The sequence below is a fragment of the Novosphingobium malaysiense genome, assembly GCF_000802225.1.
Taxonomy (GTDB): Bacteria; Pseudomonadota; Alphaproteobacteria; order Sphingomonadales; family Sphingomonadaceae; genus Novosphingobium; species Novosphingobium malaysiense.
This window is the reverse complement of the sequence record NZ_JTDI01000003.1, coordinates 196,337-215,584: the sequence shown is the minus strand read 5'-3', so window position 1 is coordinate 215,584 and position 19,248 is coordinate 196,337. Positions and strand designations below refer to the sequence as shown.

Annotated in this window: 20 protein-coding genes; 13 read left to right on the top strand and 7 right to left on the bottom strand. The window is 63.4% G+C overall.

The window, feature by feature from the left end:
• Window positions 1–258: 258 nt before the first annotated feature.
• The 3 genes from LK12_RS08910 to LK12_RS08900 are packed head-to-tail and all read right to left on the bottom strand — an operon-like array spanning window position 259 to window position 4,171.
• Window positions 259–660 (bottom strand): YdbL family protein, encoded by a 402-nt coding sequence (locus LK12_RS08910; RefSeq protein ID WP_231568301.1) that lies wholly within the window; start codon window positions 658–660, stop codon window positions 259–261.
• Entirely contained in the window at window positions 660–965 is a 306-nt protein-coding gene (locus LK12_RS24180; RefSeq protein ID WP_039282351.1) for a YnbE family lipoprotein, read from the bottom strand. The genes LK12_RS08910 and LK12_RS24180 overlap by 1 nt, the downstream gene beginning before the upstream one ends.
• Window positions 962–4,171 carry an intermembrane phospholipid transport protein YdbH family protein gene (locus tag LK12_RS08900; RefSeq protein ID WP_039285024.1) on the bottom strand — a complete coding sequence of 1,070 codons (3,210 nt, stop codon included), beginning with the start codon at window positions 4,169–4,171 and terminating at the stop codon, window positions 962–964. The genes LK12_RS24180 and LK12_RS08900 overlap by 4 nt, the downstream gene beginning before the upstream one ends.
• A 53-nt stretch (window positions 4,172–4,224) precedes the next feature.
• On the opposite strand from LK12_RS08900, the gene radC reads away from it, so the two are divergent.
• The 7 genes from radC to LK12_RS08865 all read left to right on the top strand — a co-directional run bounded on the left by radC (window position 4,225) and on the right by LK12_RS08865 (window position 11,008).
• Complete coding sequence (gene radC, locus LK12_RS08895; protein WP_039282348.1) at window positions 4,225–4,959, top strand: RadC family protein; 735 nt, start codon at window positions 4,225–4,227, stop codon at window positions 4,957–4,959.
• Window positions 4,959–5,693 (top strand): NRDE family protein, encoded by a 735-nt coding sequence (locus LK12_RS08890; RefSeq protein ID WP_039282345.1) that lies wholly within the window; start codon window positions 4,959–4,961, stop codon window positions 5,691–5,693. Before radC ends, LK12_RS08890 begins: the two co-directional genes overlap by 1 nt.
• A 158-nt stretch (window positions 5,694–5,851) precedes the next feature.
• A complete protein-coding gene (locus tag LK12_RS08885) occupies window positions 5,852–7,645 on the top strand; it encodes an SLC13 family permease (protein ID WP_039282343.1) in 1,794 nt (597 codons plus the stop codon).
• Between the two features lie 97 nt (window positions 7,646–7,742).
• Window positions 7,743–9,056 carry an adenylosuccinate lyase gene (gene purB, locus LK12_RS08880; RefSeq protein ID WP_039282340.1) on the top strand — a complete coding sequence of 438 codons (1,314 nt, stop codon included), beginning with the start codon at window positions 7,743–7,745 and terminating at the stop codon, window positions 9,054–9,056.
• A gap of 77 nt (window positions 9,057–9,133) precedes the next feature.
• On the top strand, window positions 9,134–9,487 hold the full coding sequence (locus LK12_RS08875) for a lipopolysaccharide assembly protein LapA domain-containing protein (protein ID WP_039282337.1): 354 nt from the start codon (window positions 9,134–9,136) through the stop codon (window positions 9,485–9,487).
• A gap of 4 nt (window positions 9,488–9,491) precedes the next feature.
• Window positions 9,492–10,169 (top strand): orotidine-5'-phosphate decarboxylase, encoded by a 678-nt coding sequence (gene pyrF / locus LK12_RS08870; RefSeq protein WP_039282333.1) that lies wholly within the window; start codon window positions 9,492–9,494, stop codon window positions 10,167–10,169.
• 80 nt (window positions 10,170–10,249) lie between these two features.
• Complete coding sequence (locus LK12_RS08865) at window positions 10,250–11,008, top strand: SIMPL domain-containing protein (protein ID WP_039282330.1); 759 nt, start codon at window positions 10,250–10,252, stop codon at window positions 11,006–11,008.
• Between the two features lies 1 nt (window position 11,009).
• Here the strand turns inward: LK12_RS08865 and LK12_RS08860 are convergent, their stop codons facing one another.
• On the bottom strand, window positions 11,010–11,432 hold the full coding sequence (locus LK12_RS08860) for a DUF4019 domain-containing protein (RefSeq protein WP_039282327.1): 423 nt from the start codon (window positions 11,430–11,432) through the stop codon (window positions 11,010–11,012).
• A 51-nt stretch (window positions 11,433–11,483) separates the two neighbouring features.
• Between LK12_RS08860 and LK12_RS08855 the strand changes: the two genes are divergently transcribed.
• Window positions 11,484–12,125: a phosphoribosylanthranilate isomerase gene (locus LK12_RS08855; RefSeq protein ID WP_039282324.1), complete on the top strand. Its 642-nt coding sequence runs from the start codon at window positions 11,484–11,486 to the stop codon at window positions 12,123–12,125.
• 58 nt (window positions 12,126–12,183) lie between these two features.
• Here the strand turns inward: LK12_RS08855 and LK12_RS25150 are convergent, their stop codons facing one another.
• Window positions 12,184–12,495 carry a hypothetical protein gene (locus LK12_RS25150; protein ID WP_231568300.1) on the bottom strand — a complete coding sequence of 104 codons (312 nt, stop codon included), beginning with the start codon at window positions 12,493–12,495 and terminating at the stop codon, window positions 12,184–12,186.
• Between the two features lie 45 nt (window positions 12,496–12,540).
• On the opposite strand from LK12_RS25150, the gene trpB reads away from it, so the two are divergent.
• Genes trpB through LK12_RS08840 form a run of 3 tightly spaced genes read left to right on the top strand, consistent with a single transcriptional unit; the run spans window position 12,541 to window position 15,895 of the window.
• A complete protein-coding gene (trpB, locus tag LK12_RS08850; RefSeq protein WP_039282322.1) occupies window positions 12,541–13,782 on the top strand; it encodes a tryptophan synthase subunit beta in 1,242 nt (413 codons plus the stop codon).
• 2 nt (window positions 13,783–13,784) lie between these two features.
• Window positions 13,785–14,564, top strand: a complete 780-nt coding sequence (gene trpA, locus LK12_RS08845) for a tryptophan synthase subunit alpha (RefSeq protein ID WP_039282320.1) — start codon at window positions 13,785–13,787, stop codon at window positions 14,562–14,564.
• Window positions 14,565–14,566: 2 nt separating this feature from the next.
• On the top strand, window positions 14,567–15,895 hold the full coding sequence (locus tag LK12_RS08840; RefSeq protein ID WP_039282317.1) for a bifunctional folylpolyglutamate synthase/dihydrofolate synthase: 1,329 nt from the start codon (window positions 14,567–14,569) through the stop codon (window positions 15,893–15,895).
• On the opposite strand, the gene LK12_RS08835 is transcribed toward LK12_RS08840, so the two are convergent.
• Window positions 15,892–17,190, bottom strand: a complete 1,299-nt coding sequence (locus LK12_RS08835) for an AmpG family muropeptide MFS transporter (protein WP_039285022.1) — start codon at window positions 17,188–17,190, stop codon at window positions 15,892–15,894. The two genes, LK12_RS08840 and LK12_RS08835, sit on opposite strands and share 4 nt — an antisense overlap.
• Window positions 17,191–17,316: 126 nt before the next feature.
• Here LK12_RS08835 and LK12_RS08830 point away from each other — a divergent pair, with 126 nt between their 5' ends.
• Together LK12_RS08830 and rsmD are read left to right on the top strand one after the other, a co-directional pair.
• Window positions 17,317–18,249, top strand: a complete 933-nt coding sequence (locus tag LK12_RS08830) for a pseudouridine synthase (RefSeq protein WP_039285021.1) — start codon at window positions 17,317–17,319, stop codon at window positions 18,247–18,249.
• A 20-nt stretch (window positions 18,250–18,269) separates the two neighbouring features.
• Window positions 18,270–18,815, top strand: coding sequence for a 16S rRNA (guanine(966)-N(2))-methyltransferase RsmD (gene rsmD / locus LK12_RS08825; RefSeq protein WP_039282315.1), 546 nt, complete (start codon window positions 18,270–18,272; stop codon window positions 18,813–18,815).
• A 67-nt stretch (window positions 18,816–18,882) separates the two neighbouring features.
• Here the strand turns inward: rsmD and LK12_RS24620 are convergent, their stop codons facing one another.
• Window positions 18,883–19,146: a hypothetical protein gene (locus LK12_RS24620; RefSeq protein ID WP_156135438.1), complete on the bottom strand. Its 264-nt coding sequence runs from the start codon at window positions 19,144–19,146 to the stop codon at window positions 18,883–18,885.
• Window positions 19,147–19,248: the final 102 nt, after the last annotated feature.

Sequence of the window (19,248 nt, the reverse complement as noted above, 5' to 3'; positions counted from 1 at the left end):
AGTGACGCGCTCAACGGCTGCCTGTCCAGGGCGCCGCCCCCTTAGGTTGCGGCTTTTCCCGAGTCAACCATGCCGCGTGCTGCACTGCAAATCTTGGCGACAGACCATCGCGTATGTGGTGACAGGTTCGCGGCGCCGCCGGCCTTCACGTCCGCGATAACGTGATGGCGATGCAAACAGAAAAGGGCCGGTCGACATGGCTATCGACCGGCCCAATAGGACGAATCGCGGTGTGTTCGGCAACCCGTGCTGCGGCAATCACTTACAACCGGACGGGCGCGGCGGCATCGATGCGCCGCGAGTCTGCCAGGAGCCGTCGGGCGCCTGATACTTTTCCCCCGGCTTGGTGTCGGCAAGAAGGCGACACGCCGTCGCGGTCGCATATTCCTGCACCGTGCTCTTCGATGCCGTGGCCCCCTCGGTGTAGACGGCGCGACGCTTGTTGTTGATGTCGCGCACCATGGCGACGACCGACGCAGGCTGATTGCCGACCACACCAAGATATCCGTCCTGCTGCTCGCCGACCTGCCCGGCCGCGCGCGCGGCGGCGTATTCGGGGCTGCGTCCTTCGGCATGAAGCGCAACAGGTCCTGTTACCAGCAGCATTGCTGCAGCAGCCGCTGCAACCGACTTCAAACTCTTCATCGACAACCTGGTCATCAGAAAATGTCCTTGTTCTCTTCGATGGTCTTGGCCGCCTGGGCGTCAAGACGATAGAAGACTTCCTGCCGGATATTGATGTTCAGCTCGATAACGATGGGCTTGTCCGGGGCGGCGACATTGACGCATCCCCCCAGCATGCCGATCGCGCCTGCCGTCACCAACATCGGCGCATGCTTCAAAACAGCGCGAACGGCGCGCCTGCCGGACCTTCCGACTTCCTGCTGCACAACAATCGTCCCCCGTCCTGACTCCGCGGGATTTCTTGCAGCCGGAACACCTCCGGTCAATTCGCATACCGTCATGGATTATTCTCGCTGACTGAAGGCTGAATGGCAGCGGCAGGAATATCCTGCTGCCCGAGTATCTTGGGACGCCCGTCGGTGCCGATGAGACCGAGCGTGCGGGGATCGGTCACATAGGAAGGGTCGTAAAGCGATCGCAGCGGCGCAAAGAGGCTGAAGAACGGAGCCTTGATATTGAGCACGAAGCGGATCGGAAGCTTGGCGACCTGTTTGGTCAGGAAATTCCGCTTGGCCCCCACGCCCTGGCTCAGTCCGGTAAAACTGACACGGGTAATGATTTCGCCCGCCAGTTCGCCTCCCAGCGTGATCTCCATGCTCTTGTAGTCGACGGACTTGAGCGTATCGAAAGCGAAATTGCCCATGGCCGACAGGTCCTTGTAGGTCAGTTCGCCCACATAGGCGACATTGCCACCGGGAGGGCGGGAAACGAGGTGTCCGTTCTCGATCCTTCCACCGTTCTCGTCGAAGATCAGCGGCAACTGGCCATCGAAGACGCCGGTGGCATTGAGATTCGACAGATCGAGGTGCCGCACGAACGTCGTGGCATCGAGGCCGATGACCCTGAGCGTGTAATAGCGCGTCTCGGCGACGCCGATCTTCATGTGGGCCGGCTCCAGCACCAGGGTGCCGCTCATGAAAGGCCACCGCGCGCCATTGATCTGCAGATAATAGTCCGGCTTCATTTCGAACGAGAACGTTCCGTCCGTAACCTCGATACCCGGGTTGACCGAGGCGATGTGCAGGATCTGATCGGGGGCAGTGACAAGCCCGAGCAGATCGGTGAACACGATCTTGCCCGATAGCCCCCTGACCGGACCGAACGCCGCAGCGAAATCGAGGCTATCCGTGGAGAAGGAGCCGCGGCTGGACACGCCCTGGTTGTTCCAGTCGATTCGTCCCGATCCGCGAACCTTGCCCTCAAGATTCGAAACCACACCCAGAGCGAGGCTCGAAAGCGCATCGGCCTGCAGCTTGTCATCGAACCGGATGCCGTCGACGGTCAGGTCCGCATGGCCCGTTCCGGTGGACAAGTCATGGACAATGGCGGTGCGAACGACTTCCCGGTCGCTATCCGGTTCGCGGATGAGGGCCTGCGCCGTGATGATATTATCGTGCAGGCGCAAATTGGCGTCACGCGCGATCATCGGCTTGAACCGGGAAGCCTTCTGCCGGTCGACGAGAACGAAGCTGGCATCGCCGATGCTCAGGATCCCGCCCGAATAACCCCAGCTTCCCGCAGCCTGTTTCATGTCGAGTGGGACGGCGTAAAGCCCGATATCGGCACCGTCGAACGATCCGCCTATACTCTCTCCGACGGTCGCATCCAGGTCCGCAATAAGGAATTGCGATGCGCTTTCCGCCGGGCCGAGTTCGATATCGAGCGCCTTAGCGCTGATCGCGCCGGGTTCGTCGCCATTCTTCGCGTAGCCCAAGGGGCCACTGCCGATTCGAATGGGCGTCGCCCCGAGCTGGCCGGCAAGATCCAGCGACGGAACTCCCGCAGCGATATGCATGCCAGACCCGTCACTGCGGACAATCGCACCGCCTGAGGCCGGGCAGACCGGCAGACTACGCTTGTCCAGCTTGAGATTCGCGAATTGCAGGCGATCGAAAGTGACCTGGGTACACCGCGGCCACATTGCCAGCGCCCCGTTTGCCGACCATCGACCTTCAATGGGCAGCACGAGGTTTTCCGCGCGCCCGCCGGGCAGATCGCCGGTGACGCCGGCACGCCCCCGGAATGCAAGCGTTCCATTGGTGTCCTGCACCAGCGAAAGTTGTGGCAATGCGATACTGGCACCACCGGCGCTGTATTCCGGCATCGATATGTGCATGGCCAGTCTGCCGCGCTGCCCGCTCTCCATCCGACCGGAGATCCTGGGCAATCCGCGGCCGCCGGTAGCGAAGTTTCCGGTAATCCGCGGCACGTCGCCGTCCGCAAACATGGCTTGAACGCGCGAAATGGTAAGCAACGACGAGCCGCTGCCACCTCTCAGCGATCCGCGCGGCACGACCACGCTAAGCCCTTCATCGGTGCGACGGACGATCAGATTGGCGGACAACGTGCTTCCGCGGGATTCCCCGGCCAGTGCAAGCCGCATCCGCCCGGCCAGCGGGGCGACCATGGTCCCCGCTCCCGCGTCTCTCGCATCTGCCAGTGCCCGGTCAATCTCCTGGCCGAGCGTGATGCCTTTGCCGCCGAGATCGCCTTCGATGTCGAAACGGGAGAATCCCTCCACGGACCGCGCCCGACCGTCGAAGGACAGGCTCGCCAGCCTGGCCTGGGGCATCATCACACCCCGCGCGGTCAGATCATAGCGCGCATTGAGAGCCCGCCCGTGATACGTGAAATCAGCGGTACCCGAGGCACCCTGAAGACGATTTTGCGCCAGGCGTCCCGCACCGGTCTTGAGGCCGAGCTTGCCTTCTGCGCCGTCGAGTGTCTTGTCGACAGTGACGTCCAGACTCAGCCCTGCCCGGGCAATGGCGAGGTCCGGCTTCTCGCAGGTCAGATGCTGCAGACGGAGGGGGCCTTGGAAATGCGGCTTTTGCGCCGCGGTCGAGAGAGAGCCGTAAACGCTGACGCGCCGCGCCTTGCAGCCGGCCAGGACCAATTCGGGCGCAACCGCCGCCAGTTCGCCCTTGAAGCCGTCACGCAGGGGCCCCGCCCCCTTTAGCTTGACCCCGATGCGGCCGCCATCGGTTTCGACGAGGGCGCGACCGTCGACGATTGCAACATCGAGTCCCGGCATCTCGAAGGGGCCGCCCTTCCCGGTAAACAGCACTTTGTCCAGGCTGCCGAAACTCACCTTGCCATGGCGGACATTGCCATAGAGCCGCGGTCGGACGACCGTGATGCGGCCAAGTCCGGGCAGCCCCCAATGGAGCCGGGTGGCCACGCGCAGCTCGTCCACGGTCAGATCCGGGTGATGCGGATCGCCGATGACCAGATTTCGCACAACTTGCTCGGACGGGCCAATCGACGTGATTTCGTATTTCGAAGGCAGCCCCAGCGAATCGAGTTGGCCCGAAATCAGGTTGTCGGCGATGTCCTTGCGCATGACCCAGACAGAGCCCAGCAAGACCACCAGCACTACCGCCAGAGCGAGCAGGATAACGCGCCAGCGCCACCGGCGCACGGGCGCCGTGCCGGTCTCGTCCGCCGTGAAATCGGGACTGTTGGGCTGGTCCTGCTCTTGCGCCATCCGCTCCATCCCTTGCGCTGGCTGCTCGGGAAAGGCAATTGTTTGTGCACTCTATGCCTGAAGATACCCCTCTCTTCGATGAACGCGCTGCGCCCGAGCTTCGTGCCGACGACAAGACTCAGGACGCCAGCGGGCACCGCAAGCGACTCCGCAAGCGCCTGCTGGACGGGGGTCAGGACGCCCTCGCCGATCACGAAGTGATCGAGCTTCTCCTGACCCAGGCAGTCGCGCGCCGGGACATGAAGCCGCTGGCGCGCAGTCTGTTGCAACGCTTCGGATCGCTGGCCGGAGTCCTGCAGGCCGATCCGCGTACGCTTGCAGCCCACCCCGGCATGGGCGAAGCAACGACGGTGGCGCTGCAGCTCGTCCGCGTGGCCGCAACGCGGCTGGCTCGCGAAAAGGTACGTGAAGCGCCGATCATCGGTTCATGGCAGGCGTTGATAGACTACCTGACCATCGACATGGCGCACCTGACTGTCGAACGCGTGCGTGTCCTCTACCTCAACGCCCGAAACATGCTGGTGCTGGACGACCTGGTCGGTGAAGGCTCGATCGATGAAGCGGCGATCCACCCACGCGAGGTCATCCGGCGCGCGCTCGATATCGGTGCGACGGCCCTGATACTCGTGCACAATCACCCCTCCGGCTCCCCCGATCCGAGCCGTGCCGATATCGACATCACCAACCGCATTGCCGAGGCCGGACGGCTTTTGGGAATAACCGTACACGATCACGTGATCATCGGACGCGAAGGCCACGTCAGCCTCAAGGCGAAAGGGCTCATCTAATGTGCGTTGCCGCCGTCGCCTGGGACGCGCATCCTGACTGGCTGCTCGTTTGCGCGGGAAACCGCGATGAATTCCATGCTCGCCCCGCGGCACCGCTGGCGCGCTGGTCGGATGGGTCCGGGATCATCGCCGGAACCGATATCTCCGGCGGTGGTACATGGCTCGGTCTGACCGAAGCCGGCCGGTTCGCGCTCGTCACCAACTTTCGCGTCCCGGAAGGGCCTCAACCCGGCAGACCATCGCGCGGACGGTTGGTCACCGACCTTTTGGCGGGCAGCGTACCGCATGACATGGCTGCCATGAATCCTTTCAACCTGGTATTTGTAGACGATAGCAAGGCAACATTTTTGACCAACCATCCCAGGCTGGAACGAAGGGTTCTTTCGGCCGGGATACATGGCTTGTCGAACGGTGGCTTCGACGTCCCCTGGCCCAAGACAATGCAACTGCAAAGGGCGCTGGAACGATGGCTGAGGGATGGAGACTCCGATTTCGCACCGCTGATGGATGCGTTGCGCAATGATCGGCCGCCCGAGATCACCTCACCGACAGGAGGCGGTCCCGAGGCCCGCTTCGCGCCAATATTCATTCGCGATCCGAACTACGGCACGCGTTGCAGCACTGTCCTCGCAATCGCCCGCAGCGGCACGGGCCGCATCACGGAGAGAAGTTTTTCCGAAGCTGGAGACGTCGTCGGTGAGCAATCCATCTGCTTTACGTGGCCGGTTACGTAATGCCCTGCGTGTTGGAAATGAGGCCCATTTCGCGTGCAGACCTCCCAAATAATTTCTAACCGTATTGGTAGACAAGTCACGCTTGCTTGTCGCGCAATTGCCGCTAACTCGGTGCGCTGGCGTTACCGTTACGCAACGAGGGGGTTTCGAAGATCGTGATGCTGGGATTTGATGTGAGTTCGCCTGCCGTCATGGGCGTTCTCCTGATCCTGTTGTTTTCGGCCTTTGCCTTGGAACTGGCTGCACCGGAAGTGGTCGCGCTGGTGCTGGTCGCCGTATTGCTTGTGCTGGGTGTGCTCGCCACGGACGATGTACTCGCGGCGATGAGCAATCCGGCCCCCCTCACGATCGCCTGCATGTTCATCATATCCTCGGCGATGGTCCGGACCGGCGCCCTGGATTTCCTGGCGGGACGCATCACTGGAATAGGCAAGACGAGACCGGCGATTTCGATCGCCATATTTCTGGCCGTCATCGCCGCGATGTCGGCCTTCACCAACAACACGCCCCTGGTCATGATGATGATCCCGGTTGGCATGACGTTGGCAAAGGAGCTCGATATCATCCCTTCGAAACTCCTGATGCCGATCTCCTTTGCTGCCGTCCTGGGCGGCACGGTGACGTTGCTCGGTACGTCAACCAACATTCTCGTCGATGGCGTGGCACGAAAGGCCGGTCTCGCGCCTTTTTCCATTTTCGAGATCGCGCCGGTCGGCATGGTGGTGGCGGTGATCGGGGTTATATGGCTGGCGGCATCGCACCGCCTCCTTCCGGAACGCCATACCGTCGCCGCGCTGACGCCGACCAACGACAATAAGCGCTTCGTCGTTTCGGTATTCATCGAAGCGGAATCGCCCTACATCGGCAGCAATCCGCAAGAGATCGACTTGTTTGCGCGGCCCGAACGGAGGCTGGTCGACGTGCTGCGCGGGGACGAATCCCTGCGCCGGGACTTCGACAACTGCATACTGGAAGAAGGTGACATCCTGGTGATGCGCACCTCGGCCGCGGACCTCATGACCATCAAGGAACGCGGCGAACACGCCCTGACCGCGACCTCCACCCACGATCCCCACCTCGTCCAGCTTTCGGCTCGCAATTCGAAAATGGTCGAAACCCTGTTGGCGCCGGGCGCCGCAATCATCGGCCATAAACTGGCCGACCTTCGCTTGCGACGTCGCTACGGCGTGTACCCGGTCGCCCTGCACCGTAAAGGCACCAATCTCGAGGAACGCTATGAGACCGTCCCGCTCGAGGTCGGTGACACGATCCTGATGGAGGGCGCGCCCGACGACTTGCAGCGCCTCGTCGAGGACCAGCAACTGGTCAACATCGCCGAGCCGACGGTGCGCGGTTTTCGCCGCAATAAGGCATGGATCGCGGTGGGAACAATGATCGGCGTCGTCATCGCCGCCGCCTTCAATCTCATGCCGCTTGCGGGCCTGGCCATACTCGGCGTCGCTGTGGTGCTGGGCATGCGCTGCGTGGAGGCAGACGAGGCGTTCAAGGCCGTCGATTGGCGGATCATCGTCCTCATCGTCGCCATGCTCTCCATCGGTACGGCGCTCGAAAAGACCGGCCTCGTCGAGGCGGTCGTAACCCTGGCCACGCCCTGGTTGGGTACGATGGGGCCCTATGCAGGGCTTGTCGCGATCTACCTGCTGAGCCTCGTGCTTACCGAACTCGTGACCAATAACGCCGTTGCGGTGGTCGTCACGCCGATAGGGATCAGCCTCGCCCAGGCGTTGCATGTGGACCCCCGCCCCTTCGTGGTCGCAGTCATGTTCGCGGCTTCTGCCAGCTTCCTTACCCCGATCGGATACCAGACCAATACCCTGGTCTACGGCGCCGGAGGGTACAAGTTCACCGACTTCTACAAGTACGGTTTTGCCCTGACACTCATTGTCTCCGTCACAACGCTGATCATGATTCCGATGATCTGGCCCTTTTGAGGCGCCTTTCGAGCCGAATCCAAAGCCGACTGCCCTTGCCTTTCGCGCCCCCCGCGCCTAGCGGCTCTCGCGCGTCTAGATCTGCAAGGAGTCGAACATGGTCCCCCGTTATGCCCGCCCGGCAATGACTGCGATCTGGGAACCGGAATCGCGCTATCGCATCTGGTTCGAGATCGAGGCACACGCCGCCGTCAAGATGGGCGAAATGGGCACTGTACCGGCCAGCGCCGGCAAGGCTCTGTGGGACTGGTGGGCGACCGACCCGAAAATCGACGTCGAGGCCATCGATGCGATCGAGGCAGTCACTAAGCACGACGTCATCGCCTTCCTCGACTGGGTTGCCCAGCAGGTTGGGCCGGAAGCGCGTTTCATGCACCAAGGCATGACCAGCTCGGACGTGCTGGACACGACGTTGAACGTCCAGCTGGCACGCGCCGCCGATATCCTGCTTGAAGACCTCGACGCGCTGCTCGCGGCAATCAAGCGCCGCGCGGAAGAACACAAGTACACCCCCACCATCGGCCGCAGCCACGGCATCCATGCCGAACCGGTCACTTTCGGCCTCAAGATGGCCGAAGCCTACGCCGAATTCGCCCGGGCCAGGAAGCGCTTGGTCGCCGCGCGCGAAGAGATCGCGACCTGCGCAATATCCGGTGCAGTGGGCACCTTCGCCAATGTCGATCCGGCGGTCGAAGACTATGTCGCGGAGAAGATGGGTCTCGAAATCGAGCCCGTCTCGACGCAGGTCATCCCGCGCGATCGCCATGCCATGTTCTTCGCGACACTAGGCGTGATCGCCAGTTCGATCGAGCGTCTCGCCGTCGAAGTCCGTCACCTGCAGCGCACCGAAGTGCTGGAGGCTGAGGAATATTTCTCTCCGGGCCAGAAGGGCTCGAGCGCGATGCCGCACAAGCGCAACCCGGTGCTCACGGAAAACCTCACCGGTCAAGCGCGCATTATCCGTTCTTATGCCATGCCCGCGATGGAGAACGTTGCGCTCTGGCACGAACGCGACATCTCGCACTCTTCGGTGGAACGCTTCATCGGGCCGGATGCGACGATCACGCTGGACTTTGCCCTGGCACGCCTGACCGGCGTGATCGACAAGCTACTGGTCTATCCCGAGCGTATGCAGAGGAACCTCGACCGGATGGGCGGCCTCGTCCACTCGCAGAGGGTGCTGCTGGCGCTCACCCAGGCTGGCCTGACCCGCGATGAAAGCTACCGCCTCGTCCAGCGCAATGCGATGAAGGTCTGGGAATCGGATGGGCAACTGAGCCTCATGGAACTGCTCAAGGCCGATCCAGATGTCGCCGCCGCCCTGCCCGCCGACGTCATCGAGGATAAGTTCAACCTCGATTACCACTTCAAGCATGTCGACACGATCTTCGAGAGGGTGTTCGGGGCTTGAGCCGGCCTGCCGGTCTTCCCTTGCCCGGCATTCCATCCTAGCATCGCGCCCAGACCGCGAGGGAAGCAGGAGGAAGAATGAACATCATTCGCACTGTCGTATGGGTTGCCATTACCGCGATCCTGGTTGCTTTCATCGCCATGAACTGGACCAAGGTGCCAGTGAATTTCTGGCCGCTCGAAGGTGGCAACTACATTCACTTCGAATGGCCCGTCGGCGTGATTGCGCTGGTGTTCTTCCTGCTGGGCGCGGTTCCTGTATGGCTATACCTGCGAGCGGTACGCTGGCGCATGGGGCGGCGGATCGCGACCCTGGAAAATTCGCTGAGGGCCAGTTCCATGCCTTCGATCAATGCACACGCCGACGTTCCCTCCACTACCGAAGGTGTTTCGAATGAAGCGCCGTCACCCACAAGCTCGCCCGAAGGCTGACTCCATGAATCACAATCCCGTCTTCCTCGCTCTGGACATGCCGCGCCTTGACACTGCCGAGGCGCTCGCTCGCAAGGTCGCGGGCCACATCGGCGGGATCAAGCTGGGACTCGAATTCTTCTGCGCCCACGGCCATCACGGTGTGCACGAATTGCACAAGCTGCACCTCCCGATCTTCCTGGATCTCAAGCTGCACGACATCCCCAACACGGTTGCGGCGGCGATGCAGGCGATCCACGTTCTGGAACCGGCCATCGTCACCGTCCACGCGTCCGGTGGCCGTGCCATGATGGAGGATGCAAAGGCCGCCGCGGGCGAGAACACCAAGGTCGTCGGGGTGACCGTACTTACCAGTCTGGACGATGACGATCTCTCCTCTACAGGCGTTCCCTGCTCGTCCCATGAGCAGGCGCTGCGGCTCGCCGACCTTGCGCATTCTGCAGGGCTCGATGGCATTGTCTGCTCCGGCCACGAGATTGGCGCCGTCCACAGTCAGTGGAAGGACGGTTTTTTTGTCGTTCCCGGTCTGCGTCCGGACAACGGCAAGAACGGCGACCAGAAACGGACGGTCACACCTCGCCAGGCGCGCGATGCAGGCGCCAGCGTTCTGGTAATCGGACGCCCGATCTCCCGCGCCGAGGATCCGCTGGCAGCAGCACGCGCGATCGAAGCCACGCTCTGAAGAGGGCCACCCGGTTCAGGCCCGGGCAACCTGCTCCAATCCAGGTCGTTGTGACATTCGAACGAGATGGAGAGCTGCCGATGAAACGCCTGCCCTTGATTGCCGCCCTCACTCTTGGAACGAGCCTCGCAGTCGCCGCTCCCGCCGCGGTAGCCCAGCAGACAAGCCCCGTTCCGACGATCCAGACCGGCCACACTCTGCTGACCGTATCGGCCGAGGGTTCGTCCACGCGCACGCCTGACATGGCTCGCTATTCCGCCGGCGTTACCACGCAGGGCACGACGGCCAGCGAAGCGCTCTCGGCCAATTCGGCGCAGATGAACCGGGTGATGGCCGCCCTCAAGCAAGCCGGTATTGCCGACAAGGACATCCAGACCAGCAATCTCAACCTGCGCCCGATCTACGCCCAGCCCAAGCGCCAGCCCGACGGCAGCTACGACGACAGCGAGCAGCGCATCGTCGCCTATCGCGCCACCAACACTGTCTCGGTGCGCCAGCGCAAGCTGGAGGACATGGGCAAGGTGATCGATGCGCTCGTCAAGGCCGGCGCCAACCAGGTCAACGGCCCGAATTTCGCCCTGAGCGAACCTGACGAGGCTCAGGACGAGGCTCGTATGGAGGCAATGAAGAAGGCCCGCGAACGTGCCAATCTCTACGCAAAGGCCGCAGGCCTGCGGGTGGTCGGCATCGTCTCGATCAGCGAGAGCGGTGGCTACACGCCCAGCCCCGTCATGTACGCGCGCGCCGAAAAGATGGACGCCGCCGCGCCGCCCCCGGTCGCCGCCGGCGAGCTGGAAATGAACGTCAACGTGACCGTTCAGTTCGAACTCGCGCCCTAATTCAGTTCAGCATCATGTGCTGAGACTGGATGTTGTAGCCGACCAGCTTGAGCTCGCCTTCGTCGTCCTTGCCATAGACGAACCGCTCGGTGCCGCTGCCTTTCTCGAAGGTCGTGCGCATCGTCAGTGTCAGGTACGTACCGCCCGTCGTGGCGTTCGCATTCCAGCCGACCTGCTCGCTCGCCGTGACCTTGCCCAGCTTGCTGTGCACGGCGTCGAGCAGCTTGCCGAACTTCTCGCGCGTGGTCGCATTGCGCAGTTCGGGACTGGCTCCGGCCCAAAGGCCCTGCCATTTTCCGGCATCGAGAGCGGCATGAAACTGCGCGACTTCCTTTGACGCGTCCTTGAAGGACTCCTTCACGCCGCAGCCCGCAAGCATTGCAGCCGCGGCAAATGGCACTAGATAGCGCGCCAGACGGTTCATTTCGGTCCCTCTCCAACAGCTGGGGACCGCAATCTAGGCAAGAACACACCGATGCCAACAGCGGCGATCAAGATTTGCGGCATAAGCACACCAATGGCTCTGGAAGCCGCGATCCGGGCGCGTGCCGACCATGCCGGTTTCGTGTTCTTTCCCAAGAGCCCGCGCCATGTCTCTCCGGCGCAAGCGGCGGAACTGGCCGAACGCGCCAAAGGCCGAATCGCGAGAGTGGGGCTGTTCGTCGATGCGGACGATGCGACGCTTGCCGAGGCGGTAGAGGCTGCCGATCTCGATGTCCTCCAGCTTCACGGCAAGGAAACCCCGGAGCGTGCGGCACAGCTACGCGCGCGGTTCGGACGGAAGGTCTGGAAAGCGCTCCCCGTAGCCAGCGCCGACGACGTGGAACGCGCCCGAGCCTATGCAGGTGCTATCGATATGCTGCTGTTCGATGCCAAGACCCCCACAGGCGCCCTGCCCGGCGGCATGGGGCTCAGTTTCGACTGGGGCCTCGTTGCCGGCTGGAAAGGCGCGACCGCATGGGGGCTGGCCGGCGGCCTGACGCCGGACAACGTCGCCGAAGCCCTCGCCATAACGCAGGCACCGCTGGTCGATACCTCGTCCGGCGTCGAAAGCGCCCCGGGCGTGAAGGACGAAGACAGGATCGCCGCCTTCTGCGCGGCCGTACGCCGCACATAAGCGAAAGGGCGGCCGCGCGATGCGGACCGCCCCTTTGCGTCCATCAGGATGCCTGGGTTCAGGCGCGATGGACCTGCTGTGCCGAATAGGCTGCAAAAGCATTTGCCTGCGCATCGTTGACAGCGGCGTTGGCGATACCGAACATGGCGAATACGGCCAAAGCGGCGGCGGAAAGACTGGTAAGACGGTTCATTTTACATTCCTTGAAACAGTATTGTTGACTAAGATCGGAGCTCTTTTCCGGCCTTGTCTTGATGCGCCGCTCTCTATGCTTCTTCGGTGACCGCGCCAATCTCCGCTCGTCGAAGACGAAGGACTTGGTCGGCCTGCCAACGACATTCGTCGATTGCCGAAGCGGAATGGTGTCCAAAAGGGCGTCTGGACAAGCGAAGGCGGCTCTGCCAAGCGCGCATGCATGACTGCTCAACCGCCCGTGAATTCGCTACGCTCGCTGCCGGACTCGACCGGTCACTTCGGCACGTTCGGTGGCCGTTATGTCGCCGAAACGCTGATGCCGCTCATTCTCGATCTGGAGAAAGAGTACCGCAAGGCGAAGGAAGACCCCTCGTTCCAGGAAGAGTTTGATGATCTTCTGAAGAACTTCGTCGGCCGCCCCAGCCCGCTCTACTACGCGCCACGCATGACCGAGCATTTCCGTGGGGCCGCGCCTGAGGGCAAAGGGCCGAAGATCTACTTCAAGCGCGAAGACCTCAATCACACCGGCGCGCACAAGATCAACAACTGCATCGGCCAGATCCTGCTGGCGATCCGCATGGGCAAGACCCGGATCATCGCCGAAACCGGCGCCGGCCAGCACGGCGTGGCCACCGCGACGGTCTGCGCGCGCTTCGGCATTCCTTGCGTCATCTACATGGGCTCGACCGACGTCGCCCGCCAGCAGCCCAACGTGTTCCGCATGAAGCTGCTCGGCGCCGAAGTGGTGCCGGTGGAATCGGGCGCGAAGACGCTCAAGGACGCGATGAACGAGGCGCTGCGCGACTGGGTCGCCAACGTCCACGACACCTTTTACATCATCGGCACCGCCGCCGGGCCGCACCCCTATCCCGAGCTGGTGCGCGATTTCCAGAGCGTGATCGGCACCGAAACCAGGGCGCAGATGCTTGAGACCGAAGGCCGCCTGCCCGACATGGTTCTCGCCTGCGTCGGCGGCGGATCGAATGCGATCGGCATGTTCCATCCCTTCCTCGACGATCCCGAAGTGGCGATGGTCGGCGTGGAGGCGGCAGGCCATGGCATCGAGACCGGACAGCACGCCGCCAGCCTCACCGGCGGCAAGCCGGGCATCCTCCACGGCAACAAGACCTACCTGCTGCAGGACGAGGACGGCCAGATTACCGAGGCGCACTCGATCAGCGCAGGCCTCGACTATCCGGGTCTCGGCCCCGAGCATTCGTGGCTGCATGAAAACGGCCGCGTGCGCTACGTGCCGATCACCGACGATCAGGCGCTGGAAGCCTTCCAGCAATGCTGTGCGCTCGAAGGCATCATCCCGGCCCTGGAAAGTGCCCACGCCCTCGCCGCCCTGCCCCAGCTCACCGCCGAGATGGACGAAGACAAGATCCTCGTCGTCAACGTGTCGGGCCGCGGCGACAAGGACATCTTCACCGTCGCCGAGGCGCTGGGGGTGGAGCTCTGAAAATGTCGACCCGTTTCGAAATGGCCTTCTCCAAGGGCCCCGCCCTCGTCTGCTTCATCACCGGTGGTGACGGCGACACCGCCGCCAACCTCGACGCGCTCGTCGAAGGCGGCGCCGACGTGATCGAGCTGGGCATGCCGTTCACCGACCCCATGGCGGACGGTCCGGCCATTCAGGAAGCCAACTTGCGCTCGCTCGGCAAGGGCACGCGTACGGCGGACATTTTCCGCTACGCTGCCGAGTTCCGCCAGCGTCACCCTCAGGTTCCGCTGGTGCTGATGGGCTATGCCAATCCGATGACCATCCGCGGCCCCGAATGGTTCGCCGCCGAGTGCGCCAAGGCCGGCGTCGATGGCGTGATCTGCGTCGACATTCCGCCCGAAGAGGATGCCGCACTCGGCCCCGCTTTGCGCGACGCAGGCGTGTCGCTGATCCGCCTCGCCACGCCGACCACCGATGCCGCGCGGCTTCCCGCCGTGCTCGAAGGGTCCTCGGGCTTCCTCTATTACGTTTCGGTCGCCGGCATTACCGGCATGCAGCAGGCCGCACAGGGCTCGATCGAAGAGGCCGTGGCCAAGCTCAAGGCCGCCAGCGACATTCCCGTTACCGTCGGTTTCGGCGTACGCACGCCCGAGCAGGCCAGTTCGATCGCCAAGGTTGCGGACGGCGTGGTCGTTGGATCGGCGCTGGTCGATCTCGTCAAGGAGCACGGAGACAAGGCCGCAGGGCCGCTCAAGGAGCTGACCTCGGCGCTGGCCGAAGCGGTGCATTCGGCGCGTTGAAGGTGGGCGACTTCGCGGTATCGGACGATCCGCGCGTACAGGCCCAGCTAGACCGCCTGGACGCCCTTTCCGTTCCGCAGGGACGGCTGGGGCTCGATACCATCCGCGCGCTACTGGACCGGCTTGGCAATCCGCAGCGCAGCCTGCCGCCCGTGTTCCACGTCGCCGGCACCAACGGCAAGGGATCGACCTGCGCCTTCCTGCGCGCCGCTCTGGAAGCGGCCGGGCACCGTGTTCACGTCTTCACCAGCCCCCACCTCGTCCGTTTCAACGAGCGCATCCGGGTGGCCGGCACGCTCATCTCCGACGAGATGCTGGCGGACCTTTTGGCGGAAGTGCTCGATGAAGCCGAGGCGTCCGGCATCGGCGCCAGCTTCTTCGAAGTCTCCACCGCAGCCGCCTTCCTCGCCTTTGCGCGGATACCGGCCGAAGCCTGCGTGATCGAAGTCGGGCTCGGTGGCCGTTTCGATGCCACAAATGTGATCGAGACGCCTACTGTCTGCGGCATAGCCTCGCTCGGGATTGATCACGAGGCCTTCCTGCTCTCGCCCGATCCCGAAGCCCCCAAGGAACCGCACATCCGGATCGCCTTCGAGAAAGCCGGGATCGCCAAGGCCGGCGCGCCACTGGTCACGCTCGACTACAATCTCGGCATGAACGAGGCCATCGACGCAAAGGCGCTGCAAGTCGGCACCGAGGTCATTCGCCGCACGCGCGACTGGTCCATCGGCCCTACCAAGAGCGGCTTTGTCTATCGCGACGACAAAGGCTCTCTCAGCCTCCCCCTCCCCGCGCTGGCTGGCAAGCACCAGGCGGTCAATGCCGGCCTCGCCATTGCCATGCTGCGTCATCAGGACGCGCTCAGCGTACCCGACGCCGCTCTGGTAGCAGCCATGGGATCGGCGCGCTGGCCGGCCCGTTTGCAGCGTCTGGGTGAAGGACCGCTGACCGCGCTTCTGCCGTCCGGTACGCCATGCTGGCTCGATGGCGGGCACAATCCCGATGCAGGGAAAGCGCTAGCGCTGCACTTCCGCGAGCGCCGCCCGCACATCCACCTCGTCATCGGCATGCTGGCGAACAAGAACCCGAACGCCCTGATCGCGCCACTGGCGGATCGCCTCGCCAGCGTGACGGTGGTCCCGGTGCCCGGGCATGCGTGCCATGAAGCCTCGGCGTTCGATCACATCTTCACGCCCGAAGCCTCGGCTGCAGGCAGCGTGGCCGAAGCGCTCACGCGGATCGAGCCGGCCGAGGGCGAATGCGTGCTGATCGCCGGTTCGCTGTACCTTGCTGGGAGTGTTTTGCGCGAGAACGACGAACTGCCGGACTAATCCCGCGCGTCGCCCTCGCCGACTTCGCCCGCCGTGCCCATCGCATCGTCGACAAGGCCGGCGCGCATCATCCACCAGAACAGAACGATGCCCGGCAACGCGGCGACAGTCGTGAGCAGGTAGAAGTTCACGTAGCCCATCATCTCGATCAGCGAGCCAGCAGTAGTGCCGGTCAGGAAACGCCCGACAATGCTCGCGCCTGCCGAGATCAACGCATATTGCGCAGCGGTGAAGCGCAGGTCGCATAGCGCCGAGAAATAGGCGACGACCACGACACCGCCGTACCCACTCGCGAAGTTCTCGAACCCGATGGCACCGGCCATCCCGAGGTTGCTATGCCCTGCCGCTGCCAGCATCGCGAAGCTGAGGTTGGAAACGGCCATGAGCACTAGCGCGATCAGCACCGAACGCTTGAGCCCCATCCGCGCGTAGATCACGCCGCCGACGAATACGCCGATGATCAGCGCCCAGAAGCCCACACCAATGTCATAGAGCGCGATTTCGTCGTTGGTGAAGCCGAGGTCGTTGAACAGCAGGCGGAACGTCAGGTTGGCCAACGTATCGCCGATCTTGTGGACCAGAATGAACAGCAGCACGAGGAATGCCCCATTGCGCCGGAAAAACTCCTGAAAAGGGCCGGTGATCGAGGTCCAGACTTCCGACAGTTCGCGCTTTTCATGTACAACCTGATGCCGGATGGGCTCGCCCATCACGATCGCGGTGATCATCGCAGGAAGCGCGAAGACGGCGCAGGCTGCATAAGCGGCATGCCAGTCGAACCGCGCCGCCAGCACCAGCGCCACCGCACCGGCAGCGGCAGCGCCGATACGCCAGCCGTACTGGCTCATGCCCGAGCCCGTCCCGAGCTGATAGGGCTTGAGCGTCTCGATCCGGAAAGCGTCGATGACGATGTCGAAGCTGGCCCCTGCCAGACCCAACAACACCGCCGCGAGCACAGTGGGCCCGATGTTGTCGGGAGACGGGTTCACCAGCGCGAGGTTCACGGTCGCCGCCATCACGAACAGGCCGATCACGATCATCCACGAGACCCGCTGGCCCATTCGGACCAGAACGGGGATCTTCACGCCGTCGACGACCCAGGCCCAGAACGGCTTTAGGTTGTAGACGAAGAACGCCAGCGTGAAGGCGGTGATCGTCGACTTGTCGATACCGTCCTGCGCCAACCTCGAGGTGAGCGTGGCGGCAAGCAGTGCAAAGGGGTATCCGGACGAGACCCCGAGAAAGAAGGACGCGAGGGATTCCTTTTCGAGGTAGGGCTCGATCGAAGCCCCGATGCTACGCCGTTTGCTGGTATTTTCGGCGCTCACGCCATTCTCCCCGAAATCAAACCGCCAACTTAGCGTCGCACGAAGCGATGGGAAGGCTGGATGAAGCCGCGATCAACAGGTATGGCGCCGCAAATGTCCAGACCACCTCACAAATCGGGCGGCTCGCGGCGCGGCAGTCCGTCTCGGGGGCGCCCCTCGCAAGGCCCCGACCGCGGCAGCTCCTCGCGTGGCGCCAGCAAGACCGGCAGGCCACGCTCCGTAAACAAGGCTCCGAAAGCGCCTGCAGCCCCGCCGCGTCCCAAGGACCGCGAAGGCGACCGGATCGCCAAGCTGCTGGCCCGCGCAGGCGTCGCCAGCCGCCGCGAGGCCGAGCGGATGATCGCGGAAGGCCGGGTAAAGCTAGGCGATGATCTGATCGAGACGCCCGCGACCGTGCTCACCAGCCTGAAAGGCGTCACCGTCGACGGCAAGCCGGTGAAGGAACCGGAGGCCACTCGCCTCTTTGCCTTCCACAAGCCTGCCGGGCTGATCACGGCCGAGCGCGATCCTGCCGGGCGTCCGACGATCTACACTGCCTTGCGCAATGCGCTTCCCGCCGGCGCCGGACGCGTCATGCCCGTCGGGCGCCTCGATTTCAGTACCGAGGGCCTGCTGCTGCTCACCAACGACGGCGAGTTTAAGCGCCAGCTTGAACTGCCAGCGACGGGCGTACCCCGCACTTATCGTGCGCGTGCCTTCGGCGATGTTACCCAGCAACAGCTCGAGGAGCTGATCGACGGTATCGAGATCGATGGCGTGCGCTACGGCAAGATCGACGCCAACATGGAGCGCAGGACCGGTCGCAACCAGTGGATCGAGATGACCCTGACCGAAGGCAAGAACCGCGAAGTGCGCCGTGTTCTGGAGCATCTGGGCCTGAAAGTCAGCCGTCTCATCCGCGTAGGATATGGCCCTTTCGCCCTTGATGACCTGCCCAAGGGCGCGGCCGTAGAAATCGCGGCTCGCGACCTCGAAACCTTCCGCCGGTCCCTTGCCGGCAACAAGCCTGCGGGAGACCGGCCTTGAGGAAAGGCTCCGGCACGGGCATGCGCATCATCGCCGGGGAATGGCGCGGCCGCAAGCTCGTTGCGCCCGAGGGCGATGCCACCAGGCCTACCGCAGACCGCACGCGCGAGACGCTGTTTTCCATGCTCGCCAGTCGCCTGGGAACTTTCGAGGGCCTCAGGGTTGCCGACCTCTTTGCCGGTTCGGGAGCCCTGGGTCTTGAGGCCCTTTCGCGCGGCGCGGCGCACTGTCTTTTTGTCGATCAGGATGCGGCGGCAATCCGCGCGATCAGGCGCAACATCGCCAATCTTCATGCCCAGCCTCGCTCCGAGGTCAGGGCCAGTTCCGCGCTTGCCCTGGGACCGGCAAAGGAACCCCTGGATCTCGTTCTTCTCGATCCGCCCTATGACACCGGGGCCGGCTGCGTGGCGATCGACAAACTCGCGCGGTTGGGGTGGATCGGCGAGTCTACGTGGGTGAGCCTCGAGACGGCGAAGCCCGAAGCGGTCTCGATCAAGGGCTTTGCCGAAGAAGCCGTTCGCGACGTCGGCAAAGCCCGCGTGCACATTCTTCGTCGCGAAGGCTGAGGACCAGAATCGCAAAGGGCGCCGGATCACCGGCGCCCCTATCGCGAATATGTCATGTCGTGACGATCTATGAGCCCTGCATCTCGCTCGCAGGCTTGCCCGGCCAGTAATCGAGCGGCCGATCGCCCCAATTCAGCCCAGCAGCGCGGGGATTGATACAGTCGTCATGACGACTTTCATCGCAAACGGCATATGACTCACCGTCCACGCGCACTACAGCCGCCTGCCCGTTGGAATCACGGGAGACAACTTCTGCAGGCGCAGCCATGGCGGCACTTCCTGCGGTAAGAGCAACAGCGGCGCCAATAATTGAAATCGGTCTGAAATTCATGATTCAGCCTCCTATTTTGTTCGTCCTGTTACCGATTCAATTCGACACCCCCGCCAAGAGTTCCCCACAACGCGCACCTGTGACAAATTGAGACATGTGTGC

Excerpts from the sequence above, each read along its gene's own strand:
- LK12_RS08910 (WP_231568301.1), bottom strand. The coding sequence starts at position 660 with ATGACCAGGTTGTCGATGAAGAGTTTGAAGTCGGTTGCAGCGGCTGCT.
- LK12_RS24180 (WP_039282351.1), bottom strand. The coding sequence starts at position 965 with ATGACGGTATGCGAATTGACCGGAGGTGTTCCGGCTGCAAGAAATCCC.
- LK12_RS08900 (WP_039285024.1), bottom strand. The coding sequence starts at position 4,171 with ATGGCGCAAGAGCAGGACCAGCCCAACAGTCCCGATTTCACGGCGGAC.
- radC (WP_039282348.1), top strand. The coding sequence starts at position 4,225 with ATGCCTGAAGATACCCCTCTCTTCGATGAACGCGCTGCGCCCGAGCTT.
- LK12_RS08890 (WP_039282345.1), top strand. The coding sequence starts at position 4,959 with ATGTGCGTTGCCGCCGTCGCCTGGGACGCGCATCCTGACTGGCTGCTC.
- LK12_RS08885 (WP_039282343.1), top strand. The coding sequence starts at position 5,852 with ATGCTGGGATTTGATGTGAGTTCGCCTGCCGTCATGGGCGTTCTCCTG.
- purB (WP_039282340.1), top strand. The coding sequence starts at position 7,743 with ATGGTCCCCCGTTATGCCCGCCCGGCAATGACTGCGATCTGGGAACCG.
- LK12_RS08875 (WP_039282337.1), top strand. The coding sequence starts at position 9,134 with ATGAACATCATTCGCACTGTCGTATGGGTTGCCATTACCGCGATCCTG.
- pyrF (WP_039282333.1), top strand. The coding sequence starts at position 9,492 with ATGAATCACAATCCCGTCTTCCTCGCTCTGGACATGCCGCGCCTTGAC.
- LK12_RS08865 (WP_039282330.1), top strand. The coding sequence starts at position 10,250 with ATGAAACGCCTGCCCTTGATTGCCGCCCTCACTCTTGGAACGAGCCTC.
- LK12_RS08860 (WP_039282327.1), bottom strand. The coding sequence starts at position 11,432 with ATGAACCGTCTGGCGCGCTATCTAGTGCCATTTGCCGCGGCTGCAATG.
- LK12_RS08855 (WP_039282324.1), top strand. The coding sequence starts at position 11,484 with ATGCCAACAGCGGCGATCAAGATTTGCGGCATAAGCACACCAATGGCT.
- trpB (WP_039282322.1), top strand. The coding sequence starts at position 12,541 with ATGACTGCTCAACCGCCCGTGAATTCGCTACGCTCGCTGCCGGACTCG.
- trpA (WP_039282320.1), top strand. The coding sequence starts at position 13,785 with ATGTCGACCCGTTTCGAAATGGCCTTCTCCAAGGGCCCCGCCCTCGTC.
- LK12_RS08830 (WP_039285021.1), top strand. The coding sequence starts at position 17,317 with ATGTCCAGACCACCTCACAAATCGGGCGGCTCGCGGCGCGGCAGTCCG.
- rsmD (WP_039282315.1), top strand. The coding sequence starts at position 18,270 with ATGCGCATCATCGCCGGGGAATGGCGCGGCCGCAAGCTCGTTGCGCCC.
- LK12_RS24620 (WP_156135438.1), bottom strand. The coding sequence starts at position 19,146 with ATGAATTTCAGACCGATTTCAATTATTGGCGCCGCTGTTGCTCTTACC.